General features: G+C 72.4%; 25 protein-coding genes and 1 pseudogene. 13 read left to right on the top strand and 13 right to left on the bottom strand.

All coding sequences use genetic code 11. The features are described 5' to 3' along the window. The first annotated feature begins 8 nt into the window (after window positions 1-8). Entirely contained in the window at window positions 9-692 is a 684-nt protein-coding gene (locus QQZ14_RS03880; RefSeq protein ID WP_284532871.1) for a hypothetical protein, read from the top strand. Window positions 693-760: 68 nt separating this feature from the next. Continuing rightward, window positions 761-1,822 carry an NAD(P)H-dependent amine dehydrogenase family protein gene (locus tag QQZ14_RS03875; protein ID WP_284532870.1) on the top strand — a complete coding sequence of 354 codons (1,062 nt, stop codon included), beginning with the start codon at window positions 761-763 and terminating at the stop codon, window positions 1,820-1,822. Window positions 1,823-1,894: 72 nt separating this feature from the next. Here the strand turns inward: QQZ14_RS03875 and QQZ14_RS03870 are convergent, their stop codons facing one another. Both QQZ14_RS03870 and QQZ14_RS03865 read right to left on the bottom strand, forming a co-directional pair. Then, window positions 1,895-3,403 carry a DHA2 family efflux MFS transporter permease subunit gene (locus QQZ14_RS03870; RefSeq protein ID WP_284532869.1) on the bottom strand — a complete coding sequence of 503 codons (1,509 nt, stop codon included), beginning with the start codon at window positions 3,401-3,403 and terminating at the stop codon, window positions 1,895-1,897. 88 nt (window positions 3,404-3,491) lie between these two features. Further along, entirely contained in the window at window positions 3,492-3,980 is a 489-nt protein-coding gene (locus QQZ14_RS03865) for a glutathione peroxidase (protein WP_284532868.1), read from the bottom strand. A 62-nt stretch (window positions 3,981-4,042) separates the two neighbouring features. Between QQZ14_RS03865 and QQZ14_RS03860 the strand changes: the two genes are divergently transcribed. Both QQZ14_RS03860 and QQZ14_RS03855 read left to right on the top strand, forming a co-directional pair. Continuing rightward, window positions 4,043-6,718, top strand: coding sequence for a DEAD/DEAH box helicase (locus QQZ14_RS03860; protein WP_284532867.1), 2,676 nt, complete (start codon window positions 4,043-4,045; stop codon window positions 6,716-6,718). Further along, a complete protein-coding gene (locus tag QQZ14_RS03855) occupies window positions 6,718-7,398 on the top strand; it encodes an SWIM zinc finger family protein (protein ID WP_284532866.1) in 681 nt (226 codons plus the stop codon). Before QQZ14_RS03860 ends, QQZ14_RS03855 begins: the two co-directional genes overlap by 1 nt. Here QQZ14_RS03855 and QQZ14_RS03850 read toward each other — a convergent pair. The 4 genes from QQZ14_RS03850 to trxA form a co-directional block, all read right to left on the bottom strand. Next, the gene (locus tag QQZ14_RS03850) at window positions 7,381-7,929 is read right to left on the bottom strand and encodes an SACE_7040 family transcriptional regulator (protein ID WP_284532865.1); all 549 of its coding nucleotides are present in this window, start codon (window positions 7,927-7,929) and stop codon (window positions 7,381-7,383) included. The genes QQZ14_RS03855 and QQZ14_RS03850 overlap by 18 nt on opposite strands. An 83-nt stretch (window positions 7,930-8,012) precedes the next feature. Continuing rightward, on the bottom strand, window positions 8,013-8,276 hold the full coding sequence (locus tag QQZ14_RS03845) for a metal-sensitive transcriptional regulator (RefSeq protein WP_284532864.1): 264 nt from the start codon (window positions 8,274-8,276) through the stop codon (window positions 8,013-8,015). Between the two features lies 1 nt (window position 8,277). Continuing rightward, window positions 8,278-8,673, bottom strand: coding sequence for a DUF302 domain-containing protein (locus QQZ14_RS03840; protein WP_284532863.1), 396 nt, complete (start codon window positions 8,671-8,673; stop codon window positions 8,278-8,280). Continuing rightward, on the bottom strand, window positions 8,670-9,056 hold the full coding sequence (trxA, locus tag QQZ14_RS03835) for a thioredoxin (protein ID WP_284532862.1): 387 nt from the start codon (window positions 9,054-9,056) through the stop codon (window positions 8,670-8,672). The genes QQZ14_RS03840 and trxA overlap by 4 nt, the downstream gene beginning before the upstream one ends. 219 nt (window positions 9,057-9,275) lie before the next feature. Here trxA and QQZ14_RS03830 point away from each other — a divergent pair, with 219 nt between their 5' ends. The 3 genes from QQZ14_RS03830 to QQZ14_RS03820 all read left to right on the top strand — a co-directional run bounded on the left by QQZ14_RS03830 (window position 9,276) and on the right by QQZ14_RS03820 (window position 13,237). After that, the gene (locus QQZ14_RS03830) at window positions 9,276-11,333 is read left to right on the top strand and encodes an MMPL family transporter (protein WP_284532861.1); all 2,058 of its coding nucleotides are present in this window, start codon (window positions 9,276-9,278) and stop codon (window positions 11,331-11,333) included. A 42-nt stretch (window positions 11,334-11,375) separates the two neighbouring features. Then, a complete protein-coding gene (locus QQZ14_RS03825) occupies window positions 11,376-11,540 on the top strand; it encodes a hypothetical protein (RefSeq protein ID WP_284532860.1) in 165 nt (54 codons plus the stop codon). 152 nt (window positions 11,541-11,692) lie between these two features. Then, window positions 11,693-13,237 carry a vWA domain-containing protein gene (locus QQZ14_RS03820; RefSeq protein WP_284532859.1) on the top strand — a complete coding sequence of 515 codons (1,545 nt, stop codon included), beginning with the start codon at window positions 11,693-11,695 and terminating at the stop codon, window positions 13,235-13,237. A 118-nt stretch (window positions 13,238-13,355) separates the two neighbouring features. On the opposite strand, the gene metX is transcribed toward QQZ14_RS03820, so the two are convergent. Together metX and QQZ14_RS03810 are read right to left on the bottom strand one after the other, a co-directional pair. Continuing rightward, entirely contained in the window at window positions 13,356-14,471 is a 1,116-nt protein-coding gene (gene metX / locus QQZ14_RS03815) for a homoserine O-acetyltransferase MetX (protein ID WP_284532858.1), read from the bottom strand. Window positions 14,472-14,481: 10 nt separating this feature from the next. After that, window positions 14,482-15,768, bottom strand: a complete 1,287-nt coding sequence (locus tag QQZ14_RS03810; protein ID WP_284532857.1) for an O-acetylhomoserine aminocarboxypropyltransferase/cysteine synthase family protein — start codon at window positions 15,766-15,768, stop codon at window positions 14,482-14,484. Between the two features lie 138 nt (window positions 15,769-15,906). Between QQZ14_RS03810 and QQZ14_RS03805 the strand changes: the two genes are divergently transcribed. The 4 genes from QQZ14_RS03805 to QQZ14_RS03790 all read left to right on the top strand — a co-directional run bounded on the left by QQZ14_RS03805 (window position 15,907) and on the right by QQZ14_RS03790 (window position 21,644). Continuing rightward, complete coding sequence (locus tag QQZ14_RS03805) at window positions 15,907-17,466, top strand: carboxyl transferase domain-containing protein (RefSeq protein WP_284533083.1); 1,560 nt, start codon at window positions 15,907-15,909, stop codon at window positions 17,464-17,466. 130 nt (window positions 17,467-17,596) lie between these two features. Beyond that, window positions 17,597-19,498: an acetyl/propionyl/methylcrotonyl-CoA carboxylase subunit alpha gene (locus QQZ14_RS03800; protein WP_284532856.1), complete on the top strand. Its 1,902-nt coding sequence runs from the start codon at window positions 17,597-17,599 to the stop codon at window positions 19,496-19,498. After that, window positions 19,498-20,430 carry a hydroxymethylglutaryl-CoA lyase gene (locus tag QQZ14_RS03795; RefSeq protein WP_284532855.1) on the top strand — a complete coding sequence of 311 codons (933 nt, stop codon included), beginning with the start codon at window positions 19,498-19,500 and terminating at the stop codon, window positions 20,428-20,430. Before QQZ14_RS03800 ends, QQZ14_RS03795 begins: the two co-directional genes overlap by 1 nt. Before the next feature lie 116 nt (window positions 20,431-20,546). Then, window positions 20,547-21,644 (top strand): hypothetical protein, encoded by a 1,098-nt coding sequence (locus QQZ14_RS03790; protein WP_284532854.1) that lies wholly within the window; start codon window positions 20,547-20,549, stop codon window positions 21,642-21,644. 39 nt (window positions 21,645-21,683) lie between these two features. On the opposite strand, the gene QQZ14_RS03785 is transcribed toward QQZ14_RS03790, so the two are convergent. Further along, window positions 21,684-22,376 carry an EcsC family protein gene (locus QQZ14_RS03785; protein WP_284532853.1) on the bottom strand — a complete coding sequence of 231 codons (693 nt, stop codon included), beginning with the start codon at window positions 22,374-22,376 and terminating at the stop codon, window positions 21,684-21,686. A gap of 194 nt (window positions 22,377-22,570) precedes the next feature. Between QQZ14_RS03785 and aat the strand changes: the two genes are divergently transcribed. Then, window positions 22,571-23,203 carry a leucyl/phenylalanyl-tRNA--protein transferase gene (aat, locus tag QQZ14_RS03780; RefSeq protein WP_284533081.1) on the top strand — a complete coding sequence of 211 codons (633 nt, stop codon included), beginning with the start codon at window positions 22,571-22,573 and terminating at the stop codon, window positions 23,201-23,203. A 58-nt stretch (window positions 23,204-23,261) separates the two neighbouring features. Continuing rightward, the gene (locus tag QQZ14_RS03775; RefSeq protein WP_284532852.1) at window positions 23,262-23,822 is read left to right on the top strand and encodes a hypothetical protein; all 561 of its coding nucleotides are present in this window, start codon (window positions 23,262-23,264) and stop codon (window positions 23,820-23,822) included. Window positions 23,823-23,837: 15 nt separating this feature from the next. Here QQZ14_RS03775 and QQZ14_RS03770 read toward each other — a convergent pair whose 3' ends face one another. The 4 genes and pseudogenes from QQZ14_RS03770 to QQZ14_RS03760 form a co-directional block, all read right to left on the bottom strand. Beyond that, on the bottom strand, window positions 23,838-24,173 hold the full coding sequence (locus QQZ14_RS03770; protein WP_284532851.1) for a rhodanese-like domain-containing protein: 336 nt from the start codon (window positions 24,171-24,173) through the stop codon (window positions 23,838-23,840). Window positions 24,174-24,255: 82 nt separating this feature from the next. Then, on the bottom strand, window positions 24,256-24,483 hold the full coding sequence (locus tag QQZ14_RS03765) for a cation transporter (protein ID WP_342395221.1): 228 nt from the start codon (window positions 24,481-24,483) through the stop codon (window positions 24,256-24,258). A 25-nt stretch (window positions 24,484-24,508) separates the two neighbouring features. After that, window positions 24,509-24,898, bottom strand: a pseudogene (locus QQZ14_RS25400) (cation transporter); the annotation flags it as partial. Beyond that, window positions 24,895-25,476: a TMEM165/GDT1 family protein gene (locus tag QQZ14_RS03760; RefSeq protein ID WP_284532850.1), complete on the bottom strand. Its 582-nt coding sequence runs from the start codon at window positions 25,474-25,476 to the stop codon at window positions 24,895-24,897. The gene QQZ14_RS03760 and the pseudogene QQZ14_RS25400, both read right to left, overlap by 4 nt. Window positions 25,477-25,657 lie beyond the last annotated feature (181 nt).

Raw genomic sequence — 25,657 nt, 5'->3', positions numbered from 1 at the left:
CTGGTCCCATGACCGCGTACGACGCCCACCCCGACGACCCGAGCGACGAGTCGGCGCGCGCAGCCGACCTGGGCGAACGGCTCGCCGCCTGGCTCGACGAGCTGGGGCTCGGTCCGCAGCTGGAGGCCGCCGGGCTGCCGACGTACGAGCGCGACGACCACGGGCGGGTGCGGTGGACCGATCCCCACACCGGCCTGCCGATGGCGAGCGTGCAGCTGGAGGACCTCGAGCGGCTGCTGCGCAGCGAGGGCACCGACCCGCAGCACGCGGTGCCGGTGCAGCTGGTGCAGCTCGCGCGGCAGGCGCGGCTGCGCGAGGAGCTGCTGGCCAGCCCGTGGTTCACCTACGAGACGCTGGCCGAGCTGCGCGAGACCTCGGTCGACGCGACCCGCTTCGCGGTGCACAAGGCCGGCGGTGAGCACCGCCTGCTGGTGGTCGCCGCCGACGAGCGGACCCTGGTGCCCGGCTTCCAGCTGACCGGCCGCGGCGAGCTGCGGCCCGAGCTCGGGCCGGTCATCGAGCCGCTGCTCGCTGCCCGGATGGACCCGTGGAAGGCCTGGGCCTGGCTGACCCAGCCGGCCGGGCTGCTCGGCGGCCTGGTCCCCGAGCAGGCCGCCGCGGACCCCGAGACCGCCGACCTCGTGCACCACGCGGCCGTGCGGCTGGCCGAGCGGGTCAGTCCGGGGCGGTGACCCCGCGCGGCTCGCCGCGCCGCCTCCGGGCGATGGACGGTTGATAGAACACGTTCTAGTCTGCGCCCATGCCTCCCGCACCACAACCGCTCCGGGTCATCCAGTGGACGACCGGCAACATCGGGCGACGGTCGCTGCACGCGATCCTCGCCCGACCCGACCTCGAGCTGGTGGGTGTCTACGCCCACGGCGCGGAGAAGGTCGGCACCGACGCGGCCGACCTCTGCGGCTGGCCCGAGCCGACCGGCGTGCTCGCGACCGACGACGTCGACGCGCTGCTGGCCCTCGGCGCGGACGCGTGCTGCTACAACCCGCTGTGGCCGAGCATCGACGAGCTGTGCGCCCTGCTCGGCGCCGGCGTCAACGTGTGCACGAGCGCCGCCTGGATCACCGGCGGCAAGCAGACCCCCGACGACCGGGCCCGAGTCCTGGAGGCGTGCGAGCGCGGCGGCGCGACGATCTTCGGCAGCGGCGCGCACCCGGGGATGACCAACCTGGTCGGCATGGTGCTCAGCGGGTCGTGCGAGCGCGTCGACGAGATCCGGATCACCGAGTCGGTGGACTGCTCGACGTACGAGAGCGCGGAGACCCAGCGGGCGATGGGCTTCGCGCAGGCGCCCGACACCCCAGGGCTCGCCGAGTCGGTGCGCCGCGAGTCGGAGGTCTTCGCCGAGTCGGCCGCGATGATGGCCGACGCGCTCGGGGTGACGCTCGACCGGATGACCTTCGACGTCACGTTCACGCCGGCGACCGGTGACTCGGACCTGGGCAACATGTCGATCCCGGCCGGCACCGTCGGCGGGGTGATGGGCTACCACCGTGGCTGGGTCGGCGAGCGCAACGTGGTCAGTGTCGGGTTCAACTGGACGATGGGCTCGCACGTCGTACCGCCCAAGCCCCTCGCCCACGGGCACGTGGTCCAGGTGTTCGGGCTGCCCAACATGCGCACGGTCATCCACTGCCTGCCGCCCGACGGCTGGGACGAGCCGGGGTTCATGGGCCTCGGGATGATCTACACCGCGATGCCGGTGACCAACGCCGTGCCGTCCGTCGTCGCCGCCCCGCCCGGCATCGTCACGCTCGCGGATCTGCCGCCGGTGACGGGGCGGGTTGCGGGGTTCGGCTGCTGACAGCCGAAACCCGCACGACACGCCGAGAGGCGTCGGCGTGTCGTGCGGCTTTGGGCTGCCAGGTCCATGCGGCTAGTGCCCGACGACCAGCGAGGGGTCGAGCGGGGCGACCTTGCGGCGGGGCAGGAACGCGGCGGGGATGATCACGCAGGCCACGAGGATGGTCGCGACGACGAACACGGTGGCGAACGCGTCGGCGAGGCCGGGGACGTACGACGCCGGGTCGGTCGGGTCGAGGTCGATGGTGCCGTTGGTGAGCAGCACCGAGAACAGCGCGGTGCCCATCGAGGCCGCGACCTGCTGGACGATGTTCATCAGCGTCGAGCCCCGGGCGATCGTGTGCGTCTGCAGCGTTGCCAGCGCCGCGGACATGATCGGCATCATCGTGCCGCCCATGCCCAGGCCCATCACGAACAGCGCCGAGCACAGGTAGAGGTACGACGTGTCCGCCTCGATCTGGGTGAACATCGCCATGCCGACGGTGATCACCGAGATGCCGGTCAGCACGATCTTGCCGGGGCCGATGCGGTCGGCCAGCACGCCCGCCAGCGGCATCGTCAGCATCGCGCCGACGCCCTGCGGTGCGAGCAGCAGCCCGGCGTGCAGGGCGTCCTCGCCGCGGACCGACTGGAAGTAGAGCGGGAACAGCAGGCTGGCGCCGAAGAACGCGATCGCGAACAGCGACATCGCGAGCACCGCCACCGTCATCGTGCGGTGGCCGAACAGGCGCAGGTCGACGAGCGGGTGGAGGTTGTTGCGGTGGAGCGCCCACGGCACGAACGCCGCGATCAGCAGGAGGCCCGCGACTGCGGGGCCGACGACCTGCGCGGTCCACACGGTGCCGTCCTCCTGGCGGGCCTCGGGGATCGAGGAGACGCCGTACAGGAACGCCGCGAGGCCGGGGGAGAGCAGCGCCATGCCGACCCAGTCGAAGGTCTCGGACGGCTCCACGTGGTCGGGGGGCAGCACGACCGCGGCGTAGGCGAGCGCCATGATGCCGATCGGCAGGTTGATGAGGAAGATCCAGTGCCAGCTCGCGGAGTCGATCAGCGCACCGCCGAGGATGGGGCCGAAGATCGGGCCCAGCAGCATCGGGATGCCGAGCACCGCCATCACCCGGCCGACCCGCTCGGGGCCGGCGGCGCGGGTCAGGATCGTCATGCCGAGCGGCATCAGCATGCCGCCGCCGAGGCCCTGCAGCACCCGGAACGACACCAGCATCTCCAGCGACGTGGCCGCGGCGCAGAGCACCGAGCCGGCCGTGAAGAGGAGGACGGCGAGCAGGTAGAGCCGCTTGGTGCCGAACCGGTCGGCGGCCCACCCGGTCAACGGGATCACGCTCGCCAGCGCGAGGGTGTAGCCGGTCATCGTCCAGGCGACCTGCGCGGAGGTGGCGTCGAACTCGCGCTGGAAGGTCTGCAGCGCCACTGAGACCACGGTGATGTCGAGGATCGACATGATCGCGCCGAGCACGACGACGCCGGCGACCAGCAGCACGCGCGCGTCGAGCCCCTCAGGAGGGGCGTCGGGAGCTGTGGCGGGGGCCTGGGCGGCGGTGTTCTCGTCCTGGGTCTCGGTCACCGGACGAGGTTAGGTGGACCTACCTTCGCCAGGCACCCTACTTTCGGCTCGACGGCCTGTGGGTTGGGTCACCAGGTGAGTGCAAGATTCAGGCGAGCTGGGACTCCACGGCCGCCACGAGCGCCGGGTCGCCCGGCTCGACGCCGGGGCTGAAGCGAGCGACGACGGCACCCGACCCGTCGACGAGGAACTTCTCGAAGTTCCAGGTGACGTCGCCGGCCTCGCCCTTCTCGTTCGGGGTGTCGACGAGGCCGCGGTAGATCTCGTGTCGGTCGTCGCCGTTGACGTCGATCTTCTCGGTCATCGGGAAGGTGACGCCGTACGTCGCGGAGCAGAACTCGGCGATCTCCGCAGGAGTGCCCGGCTCCTGGCCGAGGAACTGGTTGCAGGGCAGGCCGACCACGGTGAAGCCGCGCTCGGCGTGCTGCTCGTGGAGCTCCTCGAGCCCGGCGTACTGCGGGGTGAGCCCGCACTTGCTCGCGACGTTGACCAGCAGGGCGGGCCGGCCGCCGGTGATCTCGCCGAGCGTGGTGGGGGTGCCGTCCAGGCGCGCGACGGGGGCGTCGAGGATGCTCATGCCTTCAGGCTACGGGCGCCCGGAAGGCCGACCTGTCGGCGTCTCCGACTACGGTCACGTAGGTGAGCTTCGTCCCGGTCACCGGCCCGGCGACGTTCCGTGCCGCCGAGCCGCCGCGCGAGGGCGTGGTGGAGTTCACCGACGACCGGCGGACCGTGAGCCTGCCGATCCGCGCGGCCCTGCCGGTGCTCACCAAGGCGCGGTCGCGCGACGACCTGCACCCGAGCGTCGGCGTGCTCTCGGGGGCGGCGCTGCTCGCGCTGCGGCTGGTCGCGGCCGGCAAGTTCGCCCCGGCGGGGAGCCCGCCGAGCTGGCGGGTCGCCGGCCTGGACGCCGACGACGAGCAGCGGATCGCGATGCTCGCGAGCAGCGGAGCCGAGCAGGAGCAGGTGGTCCGCGACCTGCTCGACGCGGTCGCCGACGCGATGCCGCGCTCGCAGCCCAGCCGCGCCGCGGTCGCCGTCGCGCCGCGGGAGCGGCGGCCGACCTTCGAGGAGCGGCTGCAGGCGCGGCTGGCCCGCCACCAGCGCGTCGACGCGCGCGACCTGCCGCAGCTGGTCACGATCTCGCTGCGCGTCGAGGCCGACGAGGAGGAGCTCGTCGCCGGCGCCGTACGTCTCGTGCCGCAGGCCCACGACGAGCAGAACCCGCTGCACCTCTGCGACCTGGCGCTGCTGTGGACCGGGACGCCCGAGGAGCACGGCTTCGGTGAGCGGGCCCGCACCCACGCGACCATCGCGCTGCGGGCCGCCGCCGACGCCTGGCCGGTGCTCGACCGGCTGCTCGAGCTGCGGGTGCCCGACCAGCTCGTGCTCGACACCGACGAGCTGGTGAGCCTGCTGGACGAGGGCGTCGGCGCGCTCCGCGACCGCGGGGTCGACGTGCTGTGGCCACGCAGCCTGGGCCGCGACCTCACCGCGACCACGGTGCTCGATCGCGCGCCGGCCGGCCCGCGCGAGGAGCCGCTCAACGAGCCGGTGCTCGGCCGCGAGGCGCTGTTCTCGTTCAACTGGCAGATCGCCGTGCACGGCGACCCGCTGACCCCCGAGGAGATGGACCGGCTGGCGGGCTCGGCCACGCCGCTGCTGCGGCTGCGCGGTGCCTGGACGGTGGTCGACCCCGCGATCGCGCGCAAGGCGCGCAAGCGGCTGATCCGCACCGTCAAGCCGGCCGAGGCGGTCGCCGCGGCGCTGACCGGCACCGTCCAGGTCGCCGACACCGACCAGCAGGTCGTGGTCGGGGCGAGCCTGTTGAAGGTCCGCGAGCGGCTGCTCGGCGCGGCCACCCAGGAGCCGGTCGAGCCGCCCGGCGGGCTGCGGGCCACGCTGCGCGACTACCAGCGGCACGGGCTGACCTGGCTCGCCGAGATGACCTCGCTCGGCCTGGGCGCCTGCCTGGCCGACGACATGGGCCTGGGCAAGACGGTCACGTTGATCGCCCTCCACCTGCACCGCCACGAGCGGGGGGCCACGGGCCCCACGCTCGTGGTGTGTCCGGCCAGCCTGCTCGGCAACTGGGAGGACGAGATCCACCGGTTCGCGCCGGGCGTGCCGGCGGTGCGGTTCCACGGCAGCGCGCGTGATGTCTCGGCGGCCGGGGACGGGTTCGTGCTCACGACGTACGGCACCATGAGGCGCGACGCTGAGGCCCTCGGCACGGTCGCGTGGGACCTCGTGGTCGCCGACGAGGCGCAGCACGTGAAGAACCCGCGTACGTCGTCCGCGCGGGCGCTCCGCTCCATCGAGAGCGCCGCGCGGGTCGCGCTCACCGGCACGCCGGTCGAGAACAACCTCACCGAGCTGTGGGCGATCCTCGACTGGACGACGCCCGGGCTGCTCGGCAGCCGCAACGCGTTCCGCAAGGTCTGGGCCGCGCCGATCGAGTCCGGCCTCGAGCCGACCAAGGCGCGGCAGTTCGCCGACCTGATCGGGCCGTTCCTGCTGCGCCGCCGCAAGTCCGACCCGGGCATCGCGCCCGAGCTGCCGGCCAAGACCGAGACCGACCACCGGTTGAGCCTGACCCGCGAGCAGGTGGTGCTCTACGAGTCGTTCGTCCGCGACACGATGGCGCGCATCGAGCGTGCCGACGAGGATGCGCGGCGCGGGCTGGTGCTGATGCTGCTGACCGGGCTCAAGCAGATCTGCAACCACCCGGCGCACTTCCTCAAGCAGTCCGCGGTCCGGCTGTCGGGGCGCTCGGAGAAGGTCGACCTGCTCGACGAGCTGGTCGGCACGGTCCTCGCCGAGGACGGCGCGGTGCTGGTGTTCACGCAGTACGTCGCGATGGCGCGGCTGCTCGAGAGCCACCTCGCGCGGGCCGGCGTACCCCACCAGCTGCTGCACGGCGGCACCCCCGTGCGGGAGCGCGAGGCGATGGTGCGCCGTTTCCAGGCGGGCGAGGTGCCGGTGTTCCTGCTCTCGCTGAAGGCCGGCGGCACCGGCCTCAACCTCACCCGCGCCGACCACGTCGTGCACGTCGACCGGTGGTGGAACCCCGCCGTCGAGGACCAGGCGACCGACCGGGCCTACCGGATCGGGCAGACCAAGCCGGTCCAGGTGCACCGGATGATCGCCCGCGGCACGGTCGAGGAGAAGATCGCCGAGCTGCTGACCCGCAAGCGGGCGCTCGCCGACGCGGTGCTCGCGCGCGGCGAGGCGGCGCTCACCGAGCTGAGCAACGACGAGCTGCGCGACTTCGTGGCCCTGCGGCCCGACCGCGACCCCGAGCCGGACGACTGATGGCCCGACCCGTGCTGCATCCCCGGCTCGCGGCCCGGCGCTCGATGGTCCGTGCCACCACGTGGTGGGGCAAGGCCTGGGTGCGCGCGGTCGAGGAGGCGGCGTACGCCGAGTCCGAGCTGGTCGCGGCGCGGGTGCTGGCCCGCAACGGGCACGTCGGCCAGATCGCCACCGAGCCGGGCCGGTTCGTGGCCTCGGTCGAGGACCGGCGTGGATTGTGGACCGTCGAGGGTGCCGTGCCCGTGCTCGACCCGGCCGACCTCGGCGTGCTCGTGGAGGCGGTCGCGGCCGAGTCCGGGCGGATCGCGGCGCTGCTGGCCGGCGACCTGCCGTTCGGGCTCGTCGAGCACGCGGACGAGGCGGGCGTCGAGCTGCTGCCGTACGGCGGCGAGCTCGGCTCGTCGTGCACCTGCGACCACTGGGCCGACCCGTGCGTGCACGCGCTCGCGGTGCTCCAGCAGCTGACGTGGCTGGTGGAGGCCGACCCGTTCGTGCTGCTCCAGCTGCGCGGTCTGTCCCGCGACGACCTGCTCGGGCGGCTGCACGAGCGCACGGTGGAGCCGACCGCCTCGGATGTTCCCACGGACGACGAGCCCGACCTGGAGGCCGCCGTCGAGGCCGCGCTGTATGCCGCGCGGCTGCTCCAGGAGGCGGTGCCGGAGTCAGCTGACGCCGAGTGAGCCCAGCGCCATCCGGCTCAGCAGGCCACGCATGCGGGTGTCGGGCAGCAGGCCGCTGTGCGGGGTGGAGTTGATCAGCCCGAACGCCGCGTGCGCCATCGACCGCGCGGTGGGCTGGTCGAGCGTCGGGTCGGCCAGGCGCAGTTGAGTGGCCCACAGGTCGACGTACTCCCGCTGCAGCGCGCGCACCCGGTCGCGGGCCTCGACCGGGAGCGCCTCCCAGTCGCGGTCCTGCACGACGATCAGGGCGCGGTGGCGCAGCGCGAAGTCGACGTGCCAGTCGACGAGAGCCGCGAGCGCGGCGCGCGCGTCGTCGGCGGCCGCGGCCCGCTCGGTGCCGACCCGCAGCAGCTCCTCGCTGATCGCGACCAGCATCTCGGCGAGCACCGCCTGCTTGGACGGGAAGTGCTTGTAGAGCGCTGGCCCGGAGATCCCGCACGCCGAGCCGAGGTCGGCCACGGACACGCCGTGGAACCCATGGGTCGCGAACAGCTCCGCCGCCGTGGCGAGGATCTGGTCGCGCCTGCTCATGGGCTCAGGTTAGTGCTTGTTAACCCGTGGGCCATCGACCGATCCACGTTGACCCGTCGTGAAGTTTCGGGCGGGTCAACGTGTCAGGCCAGGGACAGGAACAGCTTCTCCATCTTCTTCGCGTCGAGGCCGTCGAGCCCCTCGCCGTTGGCCAGGCACTGCTGGAGCCCGGTGGCGACGATCGCGAAGCCGGCGCGGTCCAGGGCCCGCGAGACCGCGGCGAGCTGGGTCACGACGTCCTCGCACTCCCGGCCGTCCTCCAGCATCCGCAGCACCCCGGCCAGCTGGCCCTGGGCGCGCTTGATCCGGTTGATGACCGGCGTCATGTCCTTCGGGTCCAGCTCCATGTCAGTTCTCCTCGGTCAGGGCGGCGAGTGCCGCGGTCAGGCGCTGCCGTGCCTCGGCGGCGACCTCGGCGAGGCCGTCGCCCGCGAGCGCCATCATGGCGTCCGGGTCGAACGCCTCGACGATCGTGGTGTGCTCACCGGTCGACCGGACGACCACGTTGCAGGGCAGGACGGCGGCGACGGACGGGTCGACCTGGAGCGCCTGGTGGGCGAGCTGGGGACGGCAGGCCCCGAGGATCACCTGCGGGGGTACGTCGACGCCGAGCTTGGCCGCCAGGGTCGCGCGCAGGTCGATCTCGGTGAGCACGCCGAAGCCCTGGTCGGCCAGCGCCTCGCGCACGGCGGCCACCGTGTCGTCGTACGAGCGCTCGACGGTGGTGCTCAGCGTGAAGCTCACTGGTCGCTCCCCTCGCTCTGGCCCTGCTGCTGGGCGGCCAGCTGGGCGCGCACGTCGTCCATGTCGAGCTCGCGGACGGCGGTGATCACCTGCTCCAGGGAGGCCGGGGGCAGGGCGCCGGGCTGCGCGAAGACGAGCACGCCCTCGCGGAACGCCATCAGCGTCGGGATCGAGGTGATCTGGGCGGCTGCGGCGAGCTCGCGCTCGGCCTCCGTGTCGACCTTGCCGAACACCACATCGGGGTGATTCTCCGAGGCAGCCTCATAGACCGGGGCGAACTGGCGGCAGGGTCCGCACCAGGAGGCCCAGAAGTCGACCAGGACGATGTCGTTCCCGGTCACGGTCTCCTCGAACTCGGCAGATGTCAGGGTGGTGGTGGTCATGTCTCTCCTCTGGTCGTCCCGGGAATACGATACCCCCCGGGGTGTTATGGTTCCGAACGACGGATACCCCCAGGGGTATTCCACCAGGTACCGAAACCGAGAGTGAGAGTCCCTTTCCCCATGTCGACCATCACGACGCCCCCTGACGTCGATCCCGAGATCGGCTACCGCCCCGGCCCGCTGGGCCGGCTTGGTGTGTGGGTCAGCCACCACACTCGCATGACCGCCATCGTCTGGCTGCTGGTGATCGTCGGCCTCGGCGCCTTCGCGCCGAAGGTCGAGGCCGAGCTGTCCGGCGCCGGCTGGCAGGCCGACGGCTCGGAGTCCGTGGCCGTCCGAGAGTTCGCCCAGGAGCACTTCGGCGGCAACGCCAGCTCCGCGATCCAGGTCGTCGTGCACAGCAACGACGGCCCCGTGACGAGCGGCGCCGGCAAGGACATCCTGGCCGAGGCGACCGCGATCCTCAACGAGGACTCCCGCATCGCCGAGGTCGTCCAGCCCCAGCCGGGCGCCACGCTGAGCCAGGACGGCAAGACCGCCGTGCTGCTCGCCGGTGCCGGCGCCGACCCCAACGACATGGTGCGCGCCGCGGACGACCTCAAGGGTCCGCTGCAGGACCTGTCGACGGACGGCGTGCAGGTGAACCCGACCGGTGCCTCGCTGCTGTGGTCGGACTTCAACGAGGCCAACCTCAACGCGATGATGAAGTCGGAGATGTTCTCCTGGCCGGTCACCCTCGCGATCCTCGTGCTCGCGTTCGGCGCGCTCGTCGCCGCCGGACTGCCGCTGATCCTCACCCTGGCGGGGCTGGTCGCCTCCGCCGGCTCCCTGGTGCTGATCAACCAGGTGGTGCCGGTCTCGATCTGGGCGATGAACTTCGCGATGATGTTCGCGCTCGCCCTCGGCATCGACTACGCGCTGTTCATCGTGGTCCGCTTCCGTGCCGCCCGCATGGGCCACCACGAGAGCCCACGCCAGGCGATCGCCGAGACCATGGACACCGCCGGCAAGGCCGTGCTGCTCTCCGGCGCCACCGTCCTGATCTCGCTGTCCGCGGTGATGCTGGTGCCCTCGCCGTCGTTCCGCTCGATGGCCGGCGGGATCATGCTCTCCGTGGTCTTCGTGCTGGCCGCGACCCTGACCCTGCTGCCACTGGTGCTGCACAAGCTCGACCAGCGGATCAACAAGCTGGCCCTGCCGTGGGTCCACACCGGTGAGCACCGCTCGCCGAAGTTCGAGGCCTGGGGCGAGCGGCTGTGGAAGCGTCCGATCGCGTTCGGCCTGGCGGCGCTGGTGATCCTGCTCGCGCTGGCCGCGCCGATCATGGGCCTGAAGACCGCGATGCCGTCGATCAAGGTCCTCCCCGAGGACGCCAGCGCCCGGGTCGGCTACGACCTGGTGCAGCAGAGCTTCGGCGAGGGTGCCCCCGGTGCCCTCCAGGTCGTGGCCGACTCGGCCGACGCCCAGTCGACGTACGACGCCCTGGTCGCCGACCCGGGCATCGCCGCGGCGATGCCGGCCATGCCGGCCCCGGACGGCACGGACAGCGTGCTGATCCAGGCCGTGCCGACGGTCGACCCGTCCGACCCCGAGCTCGGCCAGACCGTCGACCGGCTGCGGGGCGACCTGCCCGAGTCCGCGATCGTCGGCGGCGCCGCGGTCGAGAACCTCGACCTCAAGTCGCAGCTCGACGACTCCACGCCACTGGTGATCGGGGTGATCCTCGCGCTCGGCTTCCTGCTGCTGCTGGTCGCGCTGAGGGCGCCACTGATCGCACTGCTCGGCACGCTCGCGAGCCTGCTGTCGACGGCCGCGGCCTTCGGCGTGGCCCGGCTGGTGTTCCAGGACGGCTACGGCTCCGACCTGCTCGGGTTCGAGCACCAGGGCTTCCTCGACGCGTGGGCGCCGGTGTTCTTCTTCGCGATGATCTTCGCGATCGCGATGGACTACACGGTGTTCCTGCTGGCCTCGGCCAAGGAGCACTACGAGCACTCGGGCGACCCGAAGGACGCGATGGTCGGATCGATCGCCCACTCCGGCCGGGTGATCTTCGCCGCCGGTGCGGTGATGGTCGCGGTGTTCTTCACGTTCGCGCTGTCGGGCCCGCTCCCGCCGAAGGAGATGGGCGTGGTGCTCGGCGTCGCCGTGCTGCTCGACGCGTTCCTGGTCCGGCTCGTGCTGCTGCCGGTGATGCTGCGGCTCACCGGCCGGGCGGCCTGGTGGGTGCCCACCTGGCTCACCAAGGTCCTGCCGGACATCCGCTTCTCCCACAGCTGACCCTGACCCAACTGACCCCCTGAGGAAGGACGAAACACCACTATGTGTCGACGTATCACCTGCCGCCGGTGCGGCAAGGCCGGCTGGTCCGGCTGCGGCGCCCATGTCTCGCAGGTCATGGCCGGCGTGCCGAAGTCGGAGCGCTGCCAGGGCCATGAGGGCGAGCCGCGCCCGGGCCTGTTCGACCGGTTCCGCCGGCAGAGCTGAGGTCACTCCCGGGTCACCCCCACCGCAGGCCAGTGCCTGCGTAACCCCCCTCACGGGGGGCGGGGGGTGGCCCGGGAGAGCCATGTCCGGGGCCGGAGTGCGTCCTTAGCGTCGATGAGCACGGCACAAGCCGTCGACACTCGGAGGACATCATGCGCACCACTTCTCGGGCGGTACCGCGCCGGCTGCTGCCGGTCGCCGGCGCCGCCGCCCTCAGCATCGCCACGACAGCCGCGGCACTCGCCAGCCCCGGCGTCACCCCCGCCCACTACACCGACAGCCTCGATCCGGGCGCCTCGGTGACGATCACCAAGACGGTCGAGACACCGCCCATCCCGCCCCGGCCCGACATCGTCCTGATGGCCGACACGACCGGGAGCATGGGCGGCAGCATCGCCAACGTCCGCACGAACGCCAGCGCTATCCTCAGCCAGATCCAGAGCGCCCAGCCGACGGCGCAGTTCGCCGTGGCGGAGTACAAGGACGAGAGCGACGGGGCCGCGGTCTACCAGGTGGACCAGCAGCTGACCGGCAACGCCGCCGACGTGGTGACCGGCATCAACGCGTGGTCCGCCTCCGGAGGCGGGGACACCCCGGAGGCCTGGATCGGCGCGCTCGGCCGGGTGCCGTCGACGATCAGCTTCCGGCCCGACGGCACGCGCGTGCTCGTCATGTTCGGTGACGCACCGAGCCACGACCCGTCGCTCGGCTTCACCCTCGGCTCCGCCACCAGCGGGCTCCAGGCCGCCGGCATCCGGGTGATCGCCATCGACGTCGGCGACCTCGATCACGACGGCCAGGCCACGCACGTCACCAGCCAGACCGGCGGGACGCTGGCCGCGGCCGACCCGAGCGAGGTCGCGAGCACGATCCTCAGCGAGCTGCAGAACCTGCCCGCGGTCGTCACCCACGACACCACCTGCGACCCGGGGGCGAGCCTCTCGTTCGACCAGGCCAGCCGGACGGTCGTCTCCGGAGACAGCACGACGTTCCAGGAGACGGTCACCCTCGCCGGGGACGCACCCCAGGGCGGCACGGTCACCTGCACGACGCGGTTCCTGGTCAACGGCGAGCTGCCCGGCCCGGAGTTCGTCCAGACCGTGGAGATCGCGGTCAATGACGTCACCCCGCCGGTGGTCACCGTCGAGAGCAAGACCGTCGAGGCCACCGGGCCGGACGGCGCGACCACGACGTACGACGCCTCCGCCGTCGACAACGTCGACGGCCCGCTCACCCCGGACTGCACGCCGCCCTCGGGCAGCCTGTTCGCGCTCGGCTCGACCACGGTCACCTGCGCGGCGACCGACGCCGCCGGCAACACCGGCACCGGGACGGGGACCATCACCGTGGTCGACACCACCGCGCCGACCGCCGCGTGCCCGGAGGGCCCCAACCCCGGCGGCCACGTGCCCGGCTCCCACAACCCGGACGGCTTCTTCGAGCTCACGTCCTCGGACGCGGTCGACGCCGACCCGCAGGTCTATGTCCGTGACACCGGCAGCGGCACGGTGTTCGGGCCGTACGCCGACGGTCAGCGGATCAAGTACACCGAGAACGGCGCCACGCCCTCGGTGAAGCCGATGCCGGGCGGCATCCTCCACATCACCGGCACCGGCGACGCGGAGGTCTACGCCACGGACTTCAGCGGCAACCAGTCGGCGCCCACGCCCTGCCTGGTCCCGGCCCCGCCGAAGTGACGCCCGATCGTTGAGTCGGGACTTCTGACGGCTCAATCGGGACTTCTGACGGTCGAGTCCGGAGATATCTCCGGACTCGACCGTCGGTTGTCCCGACTCGACGTGCGGAAGTCCCGACTCAACGTGGGCTGAGGAAGGCGCGGACCCGGTCGTGGTAGCCGGGAGGCTCGAGCAGGAACGAGTCGTGGCCGTACGGCGAGGCCAGCTCGGCGAAGTCAACCGGGAGCCCGAGGCGCTCCAGCTCGGCGACCAGGCGCAGCGACTGCGCGGTGGAGAACCGCCAGTCGCTGTCGAAGGAGGTGACCTGGAACCGGGTGACCGCCCGGCGCAGGGCGTCGTCGGTGCCGGGGTCCGCGAACGGGTCGAAGTAGTCCAGCAGCCGGGTGAGGTAGAGGTAGGACAGTGCGTCGAAGCGGTCCAGGAAGGTGAGCCCCTGGTGCTGCAGGTAGTGCTCGACCTCGAAGTCGGCGTCCAACGTCCAGGCGTCGCCGGTCGACGCGCGGGTTCGGCCGAACCTGTCCTCGAGCGACCGGCCCGAGACGTACGTGATGTGGGCCATCATCCGGGCTACCTTCTGGCCCCGCCACGGGAACACCCCGTGCTCGGCGTAGCGGCCGCCCACGAAGTCGGGGTCGTTCATGATCACCTCGCGGGCGACCGCGGAGAAGGCGATGTTCTCAGCGGTCAGCCGGGAGGACGCGGCCACGAGCACCGCCCGCTCGACCGCGACGGGGTCGTCGATCGCCCACTGCAGCACCTGCATCCCGCCGAGCGACCCGCCGACACCGGCGTACAGCCGGTCCACGCCCAGGTGGCGCAGCAGCCGCCGGTGCACCGAGACCAGGTCGGTCATGTGCAGCAGCGGGAAGTCCGGGCCGTAGGTCCGGCCGGTCGCCGGGTCCGTGGACAGCGGACCGGTGGTCCCCGAGCAGCCGCCGAGGATGTTCGGCGAGATCACGAAGAACCGGTCGGTGTCGACGGGCTTGCCCGGCCCGATCATGTTGTCCCACCAGCCGCGCTTCTTCGCGCCCAGGTGCAGCCCGGCCGCGTTCGCCGTGCCGGTCAGCGCATGGCAGACGAACACCGCGTTGTCGCGGGCCGGGCTCAGCTCGCCGTACGTCTCGTAGGCGACCTCGACGTGGTCGAGGCGCCCGCCGCCACGGGTCAGCAGCGGGTCGTCCTCGTCCGCGAGGACGACCCGCTGCGTCTCGACGTAGCCGAGCGGGCCGGTCACGTGGCTCTGCTCATTTGCTGGAGGCCAGCGCCTGCTCCAGGTCGGCGATGATGTCGGCGACGTTCTCGATGCCGACCGAGAGGCGCACCATGTCCTCCGGTACGCCGGCGGCGTCGAGCTCCTCGGGCGTGAGCTGGCTGTGGGTGGTGGTGGCGTTGTGGATCGCGAGCGACTTGGCGTCGCCGATGTTCGCGAGGTGGCTGAACAGCCCCAGGGCCTCGATGAACCGCTTGCCCCCGTCGCGCCCGGACTTCAGCCCGAAGCTGACCAGGCCGCCGTACCCCTTGCCGGTGAAGGTGCGGTCGGCGACCTCCTTGTAGGGGCTGCTCGCCAGGCCGGGGTAGCTCACCCAGGAGACCCCGTCGTGCGACTCGAGGAACTCGGCGACCGCGAGCGCGTTCTCGCTGTGCCGCTCCATCCGCAGGTGCAGCGTCTCCAGGCCCTGGAGGAACAGGAAGGAGTTGAGCGGTGCGATGGCCGCGCCGGTGTTGCGCAGCAGCACGGTCCTCGCGCGGATGATGTAGGCGGCGGGTCCGGCGGCCTCGGTCCACACGGCGCCGTGGTACGCCGGGTCGGGCTTGGTCAGGCCCGGGAACCGCTCGGAGTGCGCGGCCCAGTCGAACCTGCCCGAGTCGACGATCACGCCGCCGATCGACGTGCCGTGGCCGCCGATGTACTTGGTCGCGGCGTGCACGACGACGTCGGCACCCTGGTCGAAGGCACGCACGAGGTACGGCGTGGGCGCGGTGTTGTCGATGATCAGCGGCAGGCCCTGGGCGTGCGCGGCCTCGGCCCAGGCGGGGATGTCGACCACGTTGATCTTCGGGTTGCCGACCGTCTCGCCGAAGACCAGCCTGGTCTTCTCGTCCACGTGCTGCGCGAGCTCCTCGGGCTTCTCGGGGTCGACGAAGCGGACCTCGATGCCGAACTGCGGCAGCGTGTGGGCGAACAGCGCGTAGGTGCCGCCGTACAGCGTGGCGAGCGCGACGATGTTGTCGCCGGCGTAGGTCAGGTTGAGCACGGCGTACGTCGTCGCCGCCGAGCCGCTGGCCGTGGCGAGCGCGCCGACGCCGCCCTCGAGCTGGGTGATCCGGTCCTCGAAGACCGACTGCGTCGGGTTCATGATCCGCGTGTAGATGTTGCCGGGCTCGGCGAGCGCGAACAGGTTCGCGGCGTGCTCGGTGTCGTTGAAGACGTACGACGTGGTCTGGTAGATCGGCACCGCGCGGGCGTTGGTCGCGGGGTCGGCCTCCTCCTGCCCGGCGTGCACGGCCAGGGTCTCGGGGCGGTAGGTCATGGTCTCTCCTCGGGTCGGTGCTCGCAGCCTAAAGTGCAGTAGGCCTGTCGAGAATGGCCGTCCAAGGGGCGAGAGCCTTCCGCAGGGTGACGGTGGACCGGTTGGTTAATGATCGCTAACCTTCTCCGGGTGAGCCACATGAAGGAGCTGGTCGACGAGCTGCGCGAGCGGCTCGCGACGGCGCGCCTCGGCGGCAGCGAGTCGGCGCGCCGCAAGCACACCGACCGGGGCAAGCTGCTGGTCCGCGACCGGGTCGACCGGCTGCTCGACCCGGGCAGCCCGTTCCTCGAGCTCAGCCCGCTCGCGGCGTACGAGATGTACGGCGAGCCCGGGACCAGCCCGGTCCCGGCGGCGGGCGTGGTGACGGGCATCGGGCGGGTGAGCGGCCGCGAGGTCGTCGTGGTCGCCAACGACGCCACCGTCAAGGGCGGCACCTACTACCCGCTGACCGTCAAGAAGCACCTGCGCGCGCAGACCGTCGCGGCCGACAACCGGCTGCCCTGCGTCTACCTCGTCGACTCCGGCGGGGCGTTCCTGCCGATGCAGGACGAGGTCTTCCCCGACCGCGAGCACTTCGGCCGGATCTTCTTCAACCAGGCCAACCTGTCCGCGCGCGGCATCCCGCAGATCGCCTCGGTGATGGGCTCCTGCACCGCCGGCGGCGCCTACGTCCCCGCGATGTCGGACGAGACGGTGATCGTGCGCAACCAGGGCACGATCTTCCTCGGCGGCCCGCCACTGGTGAAGGCCGCGACCGGCGAGGTCGTCACCGCCGAGGAGCTCGGCGGCGGCGACGTGCACGCCCGCACCTCCGGCGTCGTGGACCACCTGGCCGAGGACGACGCCCACGCGCTCGCGATCGTCCGCTCGATCGTCGACACCCTGCCGCGGCACGGTGGTTTCGAGGCTCGCCTCGCTCGCACCTCAACCACCGTGGCCGGGTGGGAGGTGCGTCCGGTCGAGGAGCCCCACGAGGACCCGGCCACGCTCTACGACGTGGTCCCCGCGGACACGCGCACGCCGTACGACGTCCGCGAGGTGATCCGCCGGGTGGTCGACGGCAGCCGGTTCCACGAGTTCAAGAAGCTCTACGGCGAGACGCTGGTGACCGGCTTCGCGCACATCTGGGGCCACCCGGTCGGCATCGTCGCCAACAACGGCATCCTGTTCAGCGAGTCGGCGCTCAAGGGCGCGCACTTCATCGAGCTGTGCAACCAGCGCGGCATCCCGCTGGTGTTCCTGCAGAACATCTCCGGCTTCATGGTCGGTCGGGAGTACGAGAACGGCGGGATCGCCAAGGACGGCGCCAAGCTGGTGACGGCGGTCGCGTGCTCGGTGGTCCCGAAGTTCACGGTCGTGATCGGGGGGTCCTTCGGGGCCGGCAACTACGGCATGTGCGGGCGGGCCTACGACCCGCGGTTCCTGTGGATGTGGCCCAACGCCCGGATCTCCGTGATGGGCGGCGAGCAGGCGGCGTCGGTGCTGGCCACGGTCGCCGGACGTCCGGAGGACGAGGAGTTCAAGGCGCCGATCCGCGACCAGTACGAGACCCAGGGCTCGCCGTACTACTCGACCGCCCGGCTGTGGGACGACGGGATCATCGACCCCGCCGACACCCGCCGCGTGCTCGGCATGGGGCTCGCGGCCGCGGCCAACGCACCGATCGAGGCGCCGTCGTACGGCGTCTTCAGGATGTGAGGCTCGCAGTGGAGCGCGAGGAACGAGCGCGGCACGTGGGCGAGACCAGGCAGAGCTTGCCCTGCGGCCGAGGGACGAGGCCGCAGCGGGCGCGTCGAGACCCAGTAGCCAGGCAGACCGAGGACCACGCATGAACACACTGCTCATCGCCAACCGCGGCGAGATCGCCCTGCGCGTGATGCGCACGGCGGCCCGGATGGGCATCCGCACCGTCGCGATCTACACCGACCTCGACCGGACCGCGCCCCACGTGCGCGCCGCCCTGTCCAACGGGGGAGAGGCCCACCGGGTGGCGAGCTACCTCGACGTCGAGGAGGTCGTCGCGGTCGCGCAGCGGGCCGGCGCGGACGCGGTCCACCCGGGCTACGGCTTCCTCTCCGAGCGCGCGGCGTTCGCCCGCGCCGTCGAGGCCGCCGGCATCACGCTGGTCGGCCCCACCGCGGACGTCATGGACGCGATGGGCCGCAAGGACGCCGCTCGCGAGATCGCGGTCGCGGCCGGGGTCCCCGTCGTACCCCGCGGCGAGGACGCCGCCAAGAACTGGCAGGGCCCCGTGCTCGTGAAGGCCGCGGCCGGCGGCGGCGGCAAGGGCATGCGGATCGTGCGCGAGGAGTCCGAGCTCGCCGAGGCGCGGGCCGCGGCGGCACGCGAGGCGCTGAGCGCGTTCGGCGACGACACCCTCCTGGTCGAGAAGTACGTCGAGCACGGCCGGCACATCGAGGTCCAGGTGCTGGCCGACGCGCACGGCAACGTCGTGCACCTCTTCGAGCGCGACTGCTCGACCCAGCGCCGCCACCAGAAGGTGCTCGAGGAGGCACCCGCGCCCACGATCACGCCCGAGGTGCGTGAGCTCGTGACCTCCAGCGCCGTCGCGCTCGCGAGGCACGTGGGCTACCGCAACGCGGGCACCGTGGAGTTCCTGCTCGACCCTGAGGCGAACGGGGGGACGGGCGAGGCCTACTTCCTGGAGATGAACACCCGGCTCCAGGTGGAGCACCCCGTCACCGAGGCCATCACCGGGGTGGACCTCGTCGAGCTCCAGCTCCGCGTCGCCGCCGGTGAGCCGCTGCCGGTCACCCAGGACGACGTGACGGTCACCGGTCACGCGATCGAGGCGCGGGTGTACGCCGAGGACTCGTTCGGCGGCTTCCTGCCCCAGGCCGGCCGGACGTCGATCGTGCGGTGGCCGACGGGCGTGCGCGTGGACCATGCGCTGGAGCCGGAGCAGGTCGTCAGCACGTCGTACGACCCGATGCTCGGCAAGGTCATCGTGCACGGTCCCGATCGCGAGTCGGCCCGTCGGGCGCTGGTCGCGGCGCTCGACGAGACCGCGATCCTCGGCCTCACCACCAACGTCGGGTTCCTGCGGGCGCTCGCCGCGAGCGACGAGTTCCGCGACGCCGCGATCGACACCGCCTGGCTCGACCGGCACACCGTCCCGGCCCCCGACGACGCGCTGCCCCGGGTCTTCGTGGCCTGGGTGAGCGCGATGCTCACCGCCGGCACCGACTCCGGGCAGCCGTTCCGGTCCGACGGCTGGCGCTCGGGTGCCGACCCGGCGCCGACGCTCGTCGAGCTGGACCGGGTGGTGGCCGTCGACCGGCACGCCGGTCTGGTCGACGACCTCCCCGTCCGCCAGGTCTCCGCCGCCGACCACGTGCTCACCCTCGAGGTCGACGGCGAGCTGGTCTCGGCGGTCGTCAACGTGCAGCCGCACACGGCCGAGGTGGCCTACGAGGGCCAGCGGTTCGTCTTCGACCGACCCGACGTCTTCGGCGACCATGCCGTCGACGTGGGCGACGGCGCGATCGCCGCGCCGATGCCGGGCACCGTGCTCGACGTCCGGGTCGAGCCCGGTGCTCAGGTGTCTGCGGGCGACGTGCTCGGCGTGCTGGAGGCGATGAAGATGGAGCTGAGCCTCAAGGCGCCGTTCGACGGGATCGTCCGGCAGGTCCACACGACGACCGGGGATCAGGTGGCGCTCGGCGACCGCTTGTTCCTGGTGGAGGCTCCGGCGGAGATGGAGGACTGATGCGCACTCCCACGGTGATCCCGGCCCCGGGGCTGCCGGACCGGGTCACGATCTACGAGGTCGGCCCGCGCGACGGCCTCCAGAACGAGAAGGCGCTGGTCCCCACCGAGGTCAAGGCGGAGTTCGTACGCCGGCTCCTCGCGGCCGGTCTGCCGATCGTCGAGGCGACCAGCTTCGTGCACCCCCGGTGGGTGCCCCAGCTCGCGGACGCCGCGGAGCTGATGGGCCTGCTCGGCCCGGCCGGTCGGGACTGCCCGGTGCTGGTGCCCAACGAGCGCGGCCTCGACCGGGCCCTCGAGCTCGGCGCTCGGCACGTCGCGATCTTCGGGTCGGCCACCGAGACCTTCGCGCAGAAGAACCTCAACCGCAGCCTCGACGAGCAGTTCGCGATGTTCGAGCCGACCGTGCGCCGGGCCCGCGACGCCGGCCTCGACGTACGGGCCTACGTCAGCATGTGCTTCGGCGACCCGTGGGAGGGCTCGGTGCCGCTGGAGCAGGTGGTCGGCGTTGGCAAGCGGCTCTTCGACCTCGGCGCCAGCCAGCTCAGCATCGGCGACACCATCGGCGTCGGCACCGCCGGTCACGTGACCGCGCTGGTGCGCGCCTTCGACGAGGTCGGCCTCGGCGCCGACCGGCTCGCCCTGCACTTCCACGACACCTACGGGCAGGCGCTCGCCAACACCTACGCCGCGCTGCAGGCCGGCATCACGACGTACGACGCGAGCGCCGGCGGGCTGGGCGGCTGCCCGTACGCCAAGAGCGCCACCGGCAACCTCGCCACCGAGGACCTCGTGTGGATGCTGCACGGGCTCGGCATCGCGACCGGGGTCGACCTCGAGGAGGTGGCCGCCACCAGCGTGTGGATGGCCGCGCACCTCGGCCGCCCCAGTCCCTCGGCCGTGGTCCGCGCGCTGGCGCCGTCCGCGTCGTAGCCCGCCCCCGCTTGTAACGCTCCTCTATTGCCAGCGCCCCACGCGTGAGCGAGCCCCGGCGAGGGGCAATAAACCCGCGTTACAAGCGGGCGCGGCCACTACGGCACAATCACGGCATGAGCCGGAGGGTCTACCTGCACATCGGTGCGCCGAAGACGGGGACGACCTATCTGCAGGACCGGCTGTCGGTGAACGCGAAGTCCCTGGCCGACCACGGGGTGCACTTCCCGAGTGGGTCGCCGCTGGTCAGCCCCGGGCTGTTCCAGTTCCGGGCCGCGCTCGACCTGCTCGACCAGGACTGGGGCGGGCCGCCGGGCCACGCGGACGGCAGCTGGGGCGCGCTGGTGCGCAAGGCCAAGCGCCGGTCGGGGACGGTCGTGATCAGCCACGAGATCCTCGCGCCGGCCGCTCCCGGCCAGGTGGCGCGAGCGATGCGCGACCTCGCCGGCAGCGACATCCACGTCGTCTACACGGCGCGCGACCTCGCCCGCCAGCTCCCCGCCGCGTGGCAGGAGAGCATCAAGCAGGGCCGCCGGTGGAGCTACCGGCGGTTCCTGGACCGGTTCGAGAAGGGTCGCACCTGGTACCACTCCGCCTTCGACGTCCCGCGGGTGCTGGGCACCTGGGGCTCGGGCCTGCCGCCCGAGAACATCCACGTCGTGACCGTCCCGCAGGCCCGGGTGCAGGCCCAGCACGGCGACCGGCTGTGGCTGCGGATGTGCGAGGTGCTCGGCATCGACCCGGCCTGGGCGCCGCTCGACAGCGACCGCTCCAACCGCTCGCTCGGCATCGCCGAGACCCAGGTGATCCGCCAGCTCAACCGCCGGATGGACCGGGCGGCGCGCCGCGAGTCGACGTACGACGCCCTGATCCGCGACATGCTCGCCCAGGGGGAGCTGGTCAAGCGCGAGTCGGCCGCCGTGCGGCTGCCGCCCGAGCGCTACGCGTGGGCCGAGGAGCGCGCCGAGCGCTGGATCGAGTGGATCGAGGGCAGCGGGGTCCACGTGGTCGGCGACGTCGACGAGCTGCGCCCGGTGCGTCCCGCCGAGGACGAGCCCTGGCGCGACCCCGACCTGGTCGGGGCCAAGCGGCAGCTCACCACCGCCCTCGACGCGCTGGCGGCGATGACCCGCGAGGCCGCGCGCCGGCCCGACCCGGAGCGCCAGCTGGCCTCCCGGGTCCGTCACCAGGCGCAGCGGCTGCGCGACCACTGAGCCTGGATCGGTGGATCCAGGCTGAGCGGACATCGGGGGCTACGGGCGGGCGCGGGGGCGCAGCTCGCGGTCGGCGTAGCGGCCGATCCGCCAGGTCGCGAGTCCGTCGGCGCCCATCCCGAACGCGCCGCCGACCACGGGCGTGCGCCGGGCGACGGTGATCGCCAGCCGCTTGCCGGCCACCCGGGTGATCAGACCGGAGGTGACCTCCGCGGAGAGCACCCGGTCGAGCTGCGGGTCGTGGACCGGGGCGGTCGCGATCGCCATCGGCGGGGCGGGCAGCTTGCGCTCCTTGACGAGCTTGTCGACGGCGTCGCCGCCGAGCATGCAGGCCAGTACGGCGTTGCGGACCCGGGCGTCGGCGAGGTCGTAGCCGCGCAGGTGGGCGATGCCGGCGATCATCCGGGCCTGGATGAGCGCCAGGCCGGTGAGGTTCGCGGGGATCGCGAACGCGGCCGTGACCACGCCGCCGACGCCGGTGAGGAGCCCCTGGGCGCCGGCGTACCGGACGTGGTTCTCGATCACCTCGCGGACCGCCCGCTTGACGTCGCCGTGCTGCTCGCGCAGCTGCTTGTCGGCGGCGTCGGCCGCGGCCGGGAGCGGACCCACCCCGTGGATCGCCCGGTCCAGCGCCTCGCGGACGAAGGAGGCCGTCAGGTCGGGCGCCAGGTGCGGCACGCGCGGCGCCAGGTGCTGCTCGACCAGACGGCCGCCGATCCCCTTGCTGCTCATGGAGCGATCGTACGGACCGGGTGACTGGCGGGCGGGTGCCCGGCGGCCAGCCGGCGGCTAGGTTCGGTCCCGTGCCCGAGGAACCCCCGCCGACGCGCTGGGCGTTCGCCGACCCGGCGACGTACGCCGACGCTGATGCGGCCGACGCCGACGACGACGCCGAGGACGACGCCGAGGACGACGCCGAGGACGACATGGTGGCGATCGGCGCCGACCTGGAGCCGGGGACGCTGCTCGCGGCCTACCGGCGCGGCCTGTTCCCGATGCCGTCGGGTCGGCGGGGGGACCCGATGGCGTGGTTCTGCCCGGTCCGCCGGGGGATCGTGCCCCTCGACGGGCTGCGGGTGTCGCGGTCGCTGAGGCGGGCGTGCCGGGAGTTCGAGATCCGGGTCGACACGGCGTTCGAGGAGGTCGTCGAGGCGTGCGCCGACCGGCACCGGCCCGGCGGGTGGATCGACGACGAGATCCGGCAGGCGTACGTCCGGCTGCACCGGCTCGGGTGGGCCCACTCGGTCGAGGCGTGGCGGGACGGCCGGCTCGCCGGAGGGCTGTACGGCGTGGCCGTCGGCGGGCTGTTCGCGGGCGAGTCGATGTTCCACCGCGAGCGCGACGCGTCGAAGGTCGCCCTGGTGGGGCTGGTCGAGATACTCCGGGACGGGGTCCCCGGCCGGCTGCTCGACGTGCAGTGGCTGACCCCGCACCTCGCGTCCCTCGGCGCGGTCGAGGTCCCGCGAGCAGCGTACCTCCGCGCGCTGGCCCGGGCGCTGCCGTTGCCGATCCCACAGGCCTTCACCCTGTCCGAACCACCCGGCGGGGGTGGAGCATGAGAGGGCCGCCGGTGGGAAGGGTGACGCCGACGGACCGACGAGACGGGAGACGGACCCCATGAGAGCAGCACTCAACGTCCTGGCCGGCCTGGCGCTGGCCACCTCGCTGACGGCGTGCGGAGGCAGCGACGGAGGCTCCGGGGCCTCGGCGCCCGACGACGCCTCCACCAGCGACTTCTGCGACGGGTTCAACGGGCTCTTCGAGAAGGTGCTCGCCCAGGCGGCCTCGGGCGACTCGTCCGCGATGATCACCGCGCTCAAGGACTGGGCGGGCGACATGGAGGACATCGGCACCCCCAGCGACATGCCCGACGACGCCCGGCGCGGCTTCGAGCTGTTCATCGACCAGGCGAAGGACCTCGACGAGGACGCGACCCTCGACGACCTGCAGAACCTCGGCGACGACCTCAGCGACGACGACCAGGCCGACGGCGACGCGTTCAGCACCTGGACGACGGACAACTGCGCGCTCGACATCCCGGGCGTGGACGCCTCCGACCTGCCGAGCATCGACCCGTCGGACCTGGCCAGCGACCTGGAGAACATCGACCCCGAGGACATGGAGTCGATGATGTCGGAGCTCGAGGAGCAGATGGGCTCGCTGACCGAGAGCCCCTGACCGAGCGGACGCGGCTCAGACGACCTGGGGCGGCCGGCCGGTATCGCAGACCATCGGCCGGCCCGCCGCCTCCCAGTCGAGCATCCCGCCGGCCAGGTTGACCGCGTCGTGGCCCTGCTGCTGCAGCCAGGCGACCGCCTGGGCTGACCGGCCGCCGACCTTGCAGACGACGAGCGTCTGGGCGGTGGGCAGCTCGGCGTACCGCAGCGGCAGCAGCGACAGCGGGATGTGCACGGCGCCCTCGATGTGGCCGTGCTCCCACTCCGTGGGCTCGCGGACGTCGAGCACGACCAGCCCGTCGGGCAGGGGGTGCGGGACACCTTCGATCGGGACGGTGGGGACCTGCGTCATGTGCTGCGGTGCCTTCCAGCTGGGCTGCGGACGAACCCGCCCAGTCTGACGCGGACCTGGTGAGGCCCGAGGTCCGGCGCCCTCAGCCGCGGCGGATGGTCACCCACGACTCCCAGGTCGTGTGGAGGATGAGGCCGGTGATGAGGAGCCCGATGATCGGGTCCGCGATCGGCAGGCCGATCGCGATGGACGCGGTGGACACCACGATCCCCGCGCTGACGTAGCCGTCCGCGCGGGCGTGGTTGCCGTCGGCGATCAGGGCGGGAGAGTCCAGGCGGCGACCGGCCCGCCAGCGGATCACCGCCGCGATCTCGTTGCCGACCCACGCCGACGACGCCCGCCAGCAGGAGCGCCCAGAGATGGGTCGGGGTCTGCGGGTGCAGGAACCGGTCGACCACCTCCACCAGGGCGACCAGGGCGCTGGCGAGGATGACCGCGACCACGGCGTAGCCGGCCCACCGCTCGGCGCGGTGGCTGCGCAGCAGGAACGCGATCCCGAGCGGGATCGCGGTCAGGGCGTCGCCCCCGTTGTGGATGACGTCCGTGAGCAGCGCGACGCTGCCGCTGAGGAGGAACACCACGAGCTGGACGAGCGCGGAGGCCAGGAGGACGGCCAGGCTGAGGCTGACCGCCCGGACCCCGGCCCGCGACCGGAGGATCGAGGGGTCGACCAGGCCGTGGGAGTGGTCATGGTCGTGTGCGTGGTCGTGGTGCTCGGACGTCATCCGAGGACCCGCACGCCGTCGGCGATGAGGAGCAGGCCGAACAGCGCGAACAGCGCCGTCGCGCCCCACCGGATGACGTGGTCAGGGAGCTTCTTGCCCAGCACGGCGCCGACGCCGATGGCGAGGGCGTCGGCGACGACCATGCCCAGCGTGCTGCCGAGCCAGGTCCCGAACCAGCCTTCCTGGGTGGCGAGGGTGATCGTGGCGAGCATCGTCTTGTCCCCGAGCTCGGCGAGGAAGAACGCGACGCCGACGGCGAGGATCGCCATGCCCTGGCTGGACCGGGCCTTGGCCGCCTCCTCCTCGGTGAGCTCGTCGCCGCGCAGTGTCCAGGCGGCGAAGCCGAGGAACGCCACGCCGGCGGCGATCGAGATCCAGTGCTGCTGGTCGGCGAACGCATCGCCGATGGTGTAGCCGATGCCGACCGAGGCGAGGTGGACGATGGCGGTGGCGACGGTGATGCCGATGAGCACGTCGCGGACCCGGTAGCGGGCCGCGAAGGTCATCGCCATCAGCTGGCTCTTGTCGCCGAGCTCGGCCACGAAGATCACGGCGGTGCTCAGCAGGAATGCGTACATCGGGTTCTGGTCCTCTCCGGGCCAGGCCGGAGGGTGTTCGCCAGCGTGGACGACCCTTCGACCAGGCCGGTCCTGTCGAAGGTCGGCACATCGGTCGAAAGTCTCGTCCGCCACCGAGGTGGCCCGCCGCGCCGGGCCCGAGGGCCAGCATGTCGACACGGCTGTTGGGGACTACTCCCTT

It is taken from the genome of Nocardioides sp. T2.26MG-1, assembly GCF_950101795.1.
GTDB lineage: Bacteria > Actinomycetota > Actinomycetes > Propionibacteriales > Nocardioidaceae > Nocardioides.
Note: the sequence above shows the minus strand (reverse complement) of the source record. Positions and strands in the feature narration are given on the sequence as shown.

Excerpts from the sequence above, each read along its gene's own strand:
- QQZ14_RS03880 (WP_284532871.1), top strand. The coding sequence starts at position 9 with ATGACCGCGTACGACGCCCACCCCGACGACCCGAGCGACGAGTCGGCG.
- QQZ14_RS03875 (WP_284532870.1), top strand. The coding sequence starts at position 761 with ATGCCTCCCGCACCACAACCGCTCCGGGTCATCCAGTGGACGACCGGC.
- QQZ14_RS03865 (WP_284532868.1), bottom strand. The coding sequence starts at position 3,980 with ATGAGCATCCTCGACGCCCCCGTCGCGCGCCTGGACGGCACCCCCACC.
- QQZ14_RS03855 (WP_284532866.1), top strand. The coding sequence starts at position 6,718 with ATGGCCCGACCCGTGCTGCATCCCCGGCTCGCGGCCCGGCGCTCGATG.
- QQZ14_RS03850 (WP_284532865.1), bottom strand. The coding sequence starts at position 7,929 with ATGAGCAGGCGCGACCAGATCCTCGCCACGGCGGCGGAGCTGTTCGCG.
- QQZ14_RS03845 (WP_284532864.1), bottom strand. The coding sequence starts at position 8,276 with ATGGAGCTGGACCCGAAGGACATGACGCCGGTCATCAACCGGATCAAG.
- trxA (WP_284532862.1), bottom strand. The coding sequence starts at position 9,056 with ATGACCACCACCACCCTGACATCTGCCGAGTTCGAGGAGACCGTGACC.
- QQZ14_RS03830 (WP_284532861.1), top strand. The coding sequence starts at position 9,276 with ATGACCGCCATCGTCTGGCTGCTGGTGATCGTCGGCCTCGGCGCCTTC.
- QQZ14_RS03825 (WP_284532860.1), top strand. The coding sequence starts at position 11,376 with ATGTGTCGACGTATCACCTGCCGCCGGTGCGGCAAGGCCGGCTGGTCC.
- QQZ14_RS03820 (WP_284532859.1), top strand. The coding sequence starts at position 11,693 with ATGCGCACCACTTCTCGGGCGGTACCGCGCCGGCTGCTGCCGGTCGCC.
- QQZ14_RS03810 (WP_284532857.1), bottom strand. The coding sequence starts at position 15,768 with ATGACCTACCGCCCCGAGACCCTGGCCGTGCACGCCGGGCAGGAGGAG.
- QQZ14_RS03805 (WP_284533083.1), top strand. The coding sequence starts at position 15,907 with ATGAAGGAGCTGGTCGACGAGCTGCGCGAGCGGCTCGCGACGGCGCGC.
- QQZ14_RS03800 (WP_284532856.1), top strand. The coding sequence starts at position 17,597 with ATGAACACACTGCTCATCGCCAACCGCGGCGAGATCGCCCTGCGCGTG.
- QQZ14_RS03795 (WP_284532855.1), top strand. The coding sequence starts at position 19,498 with ATGCGCACTCCCACGGTGATCCCGGCCCCGGGGCTGCCGGACCGGGTC.
- QQZ14_RS03790 (WP_284532854.1), top strand. The coding sequence starts at position 20,547 with ATGAGCCGGAGGGTCTACCTGCACATCGGTGCGCCGAAGACGGGGACG.
- QQZ14_RS03785 (WP_284532853.1), bottom strand. The coding sequence starts at position 22,376 with ATGAGCAGCAAGGGGATCGGCGGCCGTCTGGTCGAGCAGCACCTGGCG.
- aat (WP_284533081.1), top strand. The coding sequence starts at position 22,571 with ATGGTGGCGATCGGCGCCGACCTGGAGCCGGGGACGCTGCTCGCGGCC.
- QQZ14_RS03775 (WP_284532852.1), top strand. The coding sequence starts at position 23,262 with ATGAGAGCAGCACTCAACGTCCTGGCCGGCCTGGCGCTGGCCACCTCG.
- QQZ14_RS03770 (WP_284532851.1), bottom strand. The coding sequence starts at position 24,173 with ATGACGCAGGTCCCCACCGTCCCGATCGAAGGTGTCCCGCACCCCCTG.
- QQZ14_RS03760 (WP_284532850.1), bottom strand. The coding sequence starts at position 25,476 with ATGTACGCATTCCTGCTGAGCACCGCCGTGATCTTCGTGGCCGAGCTC.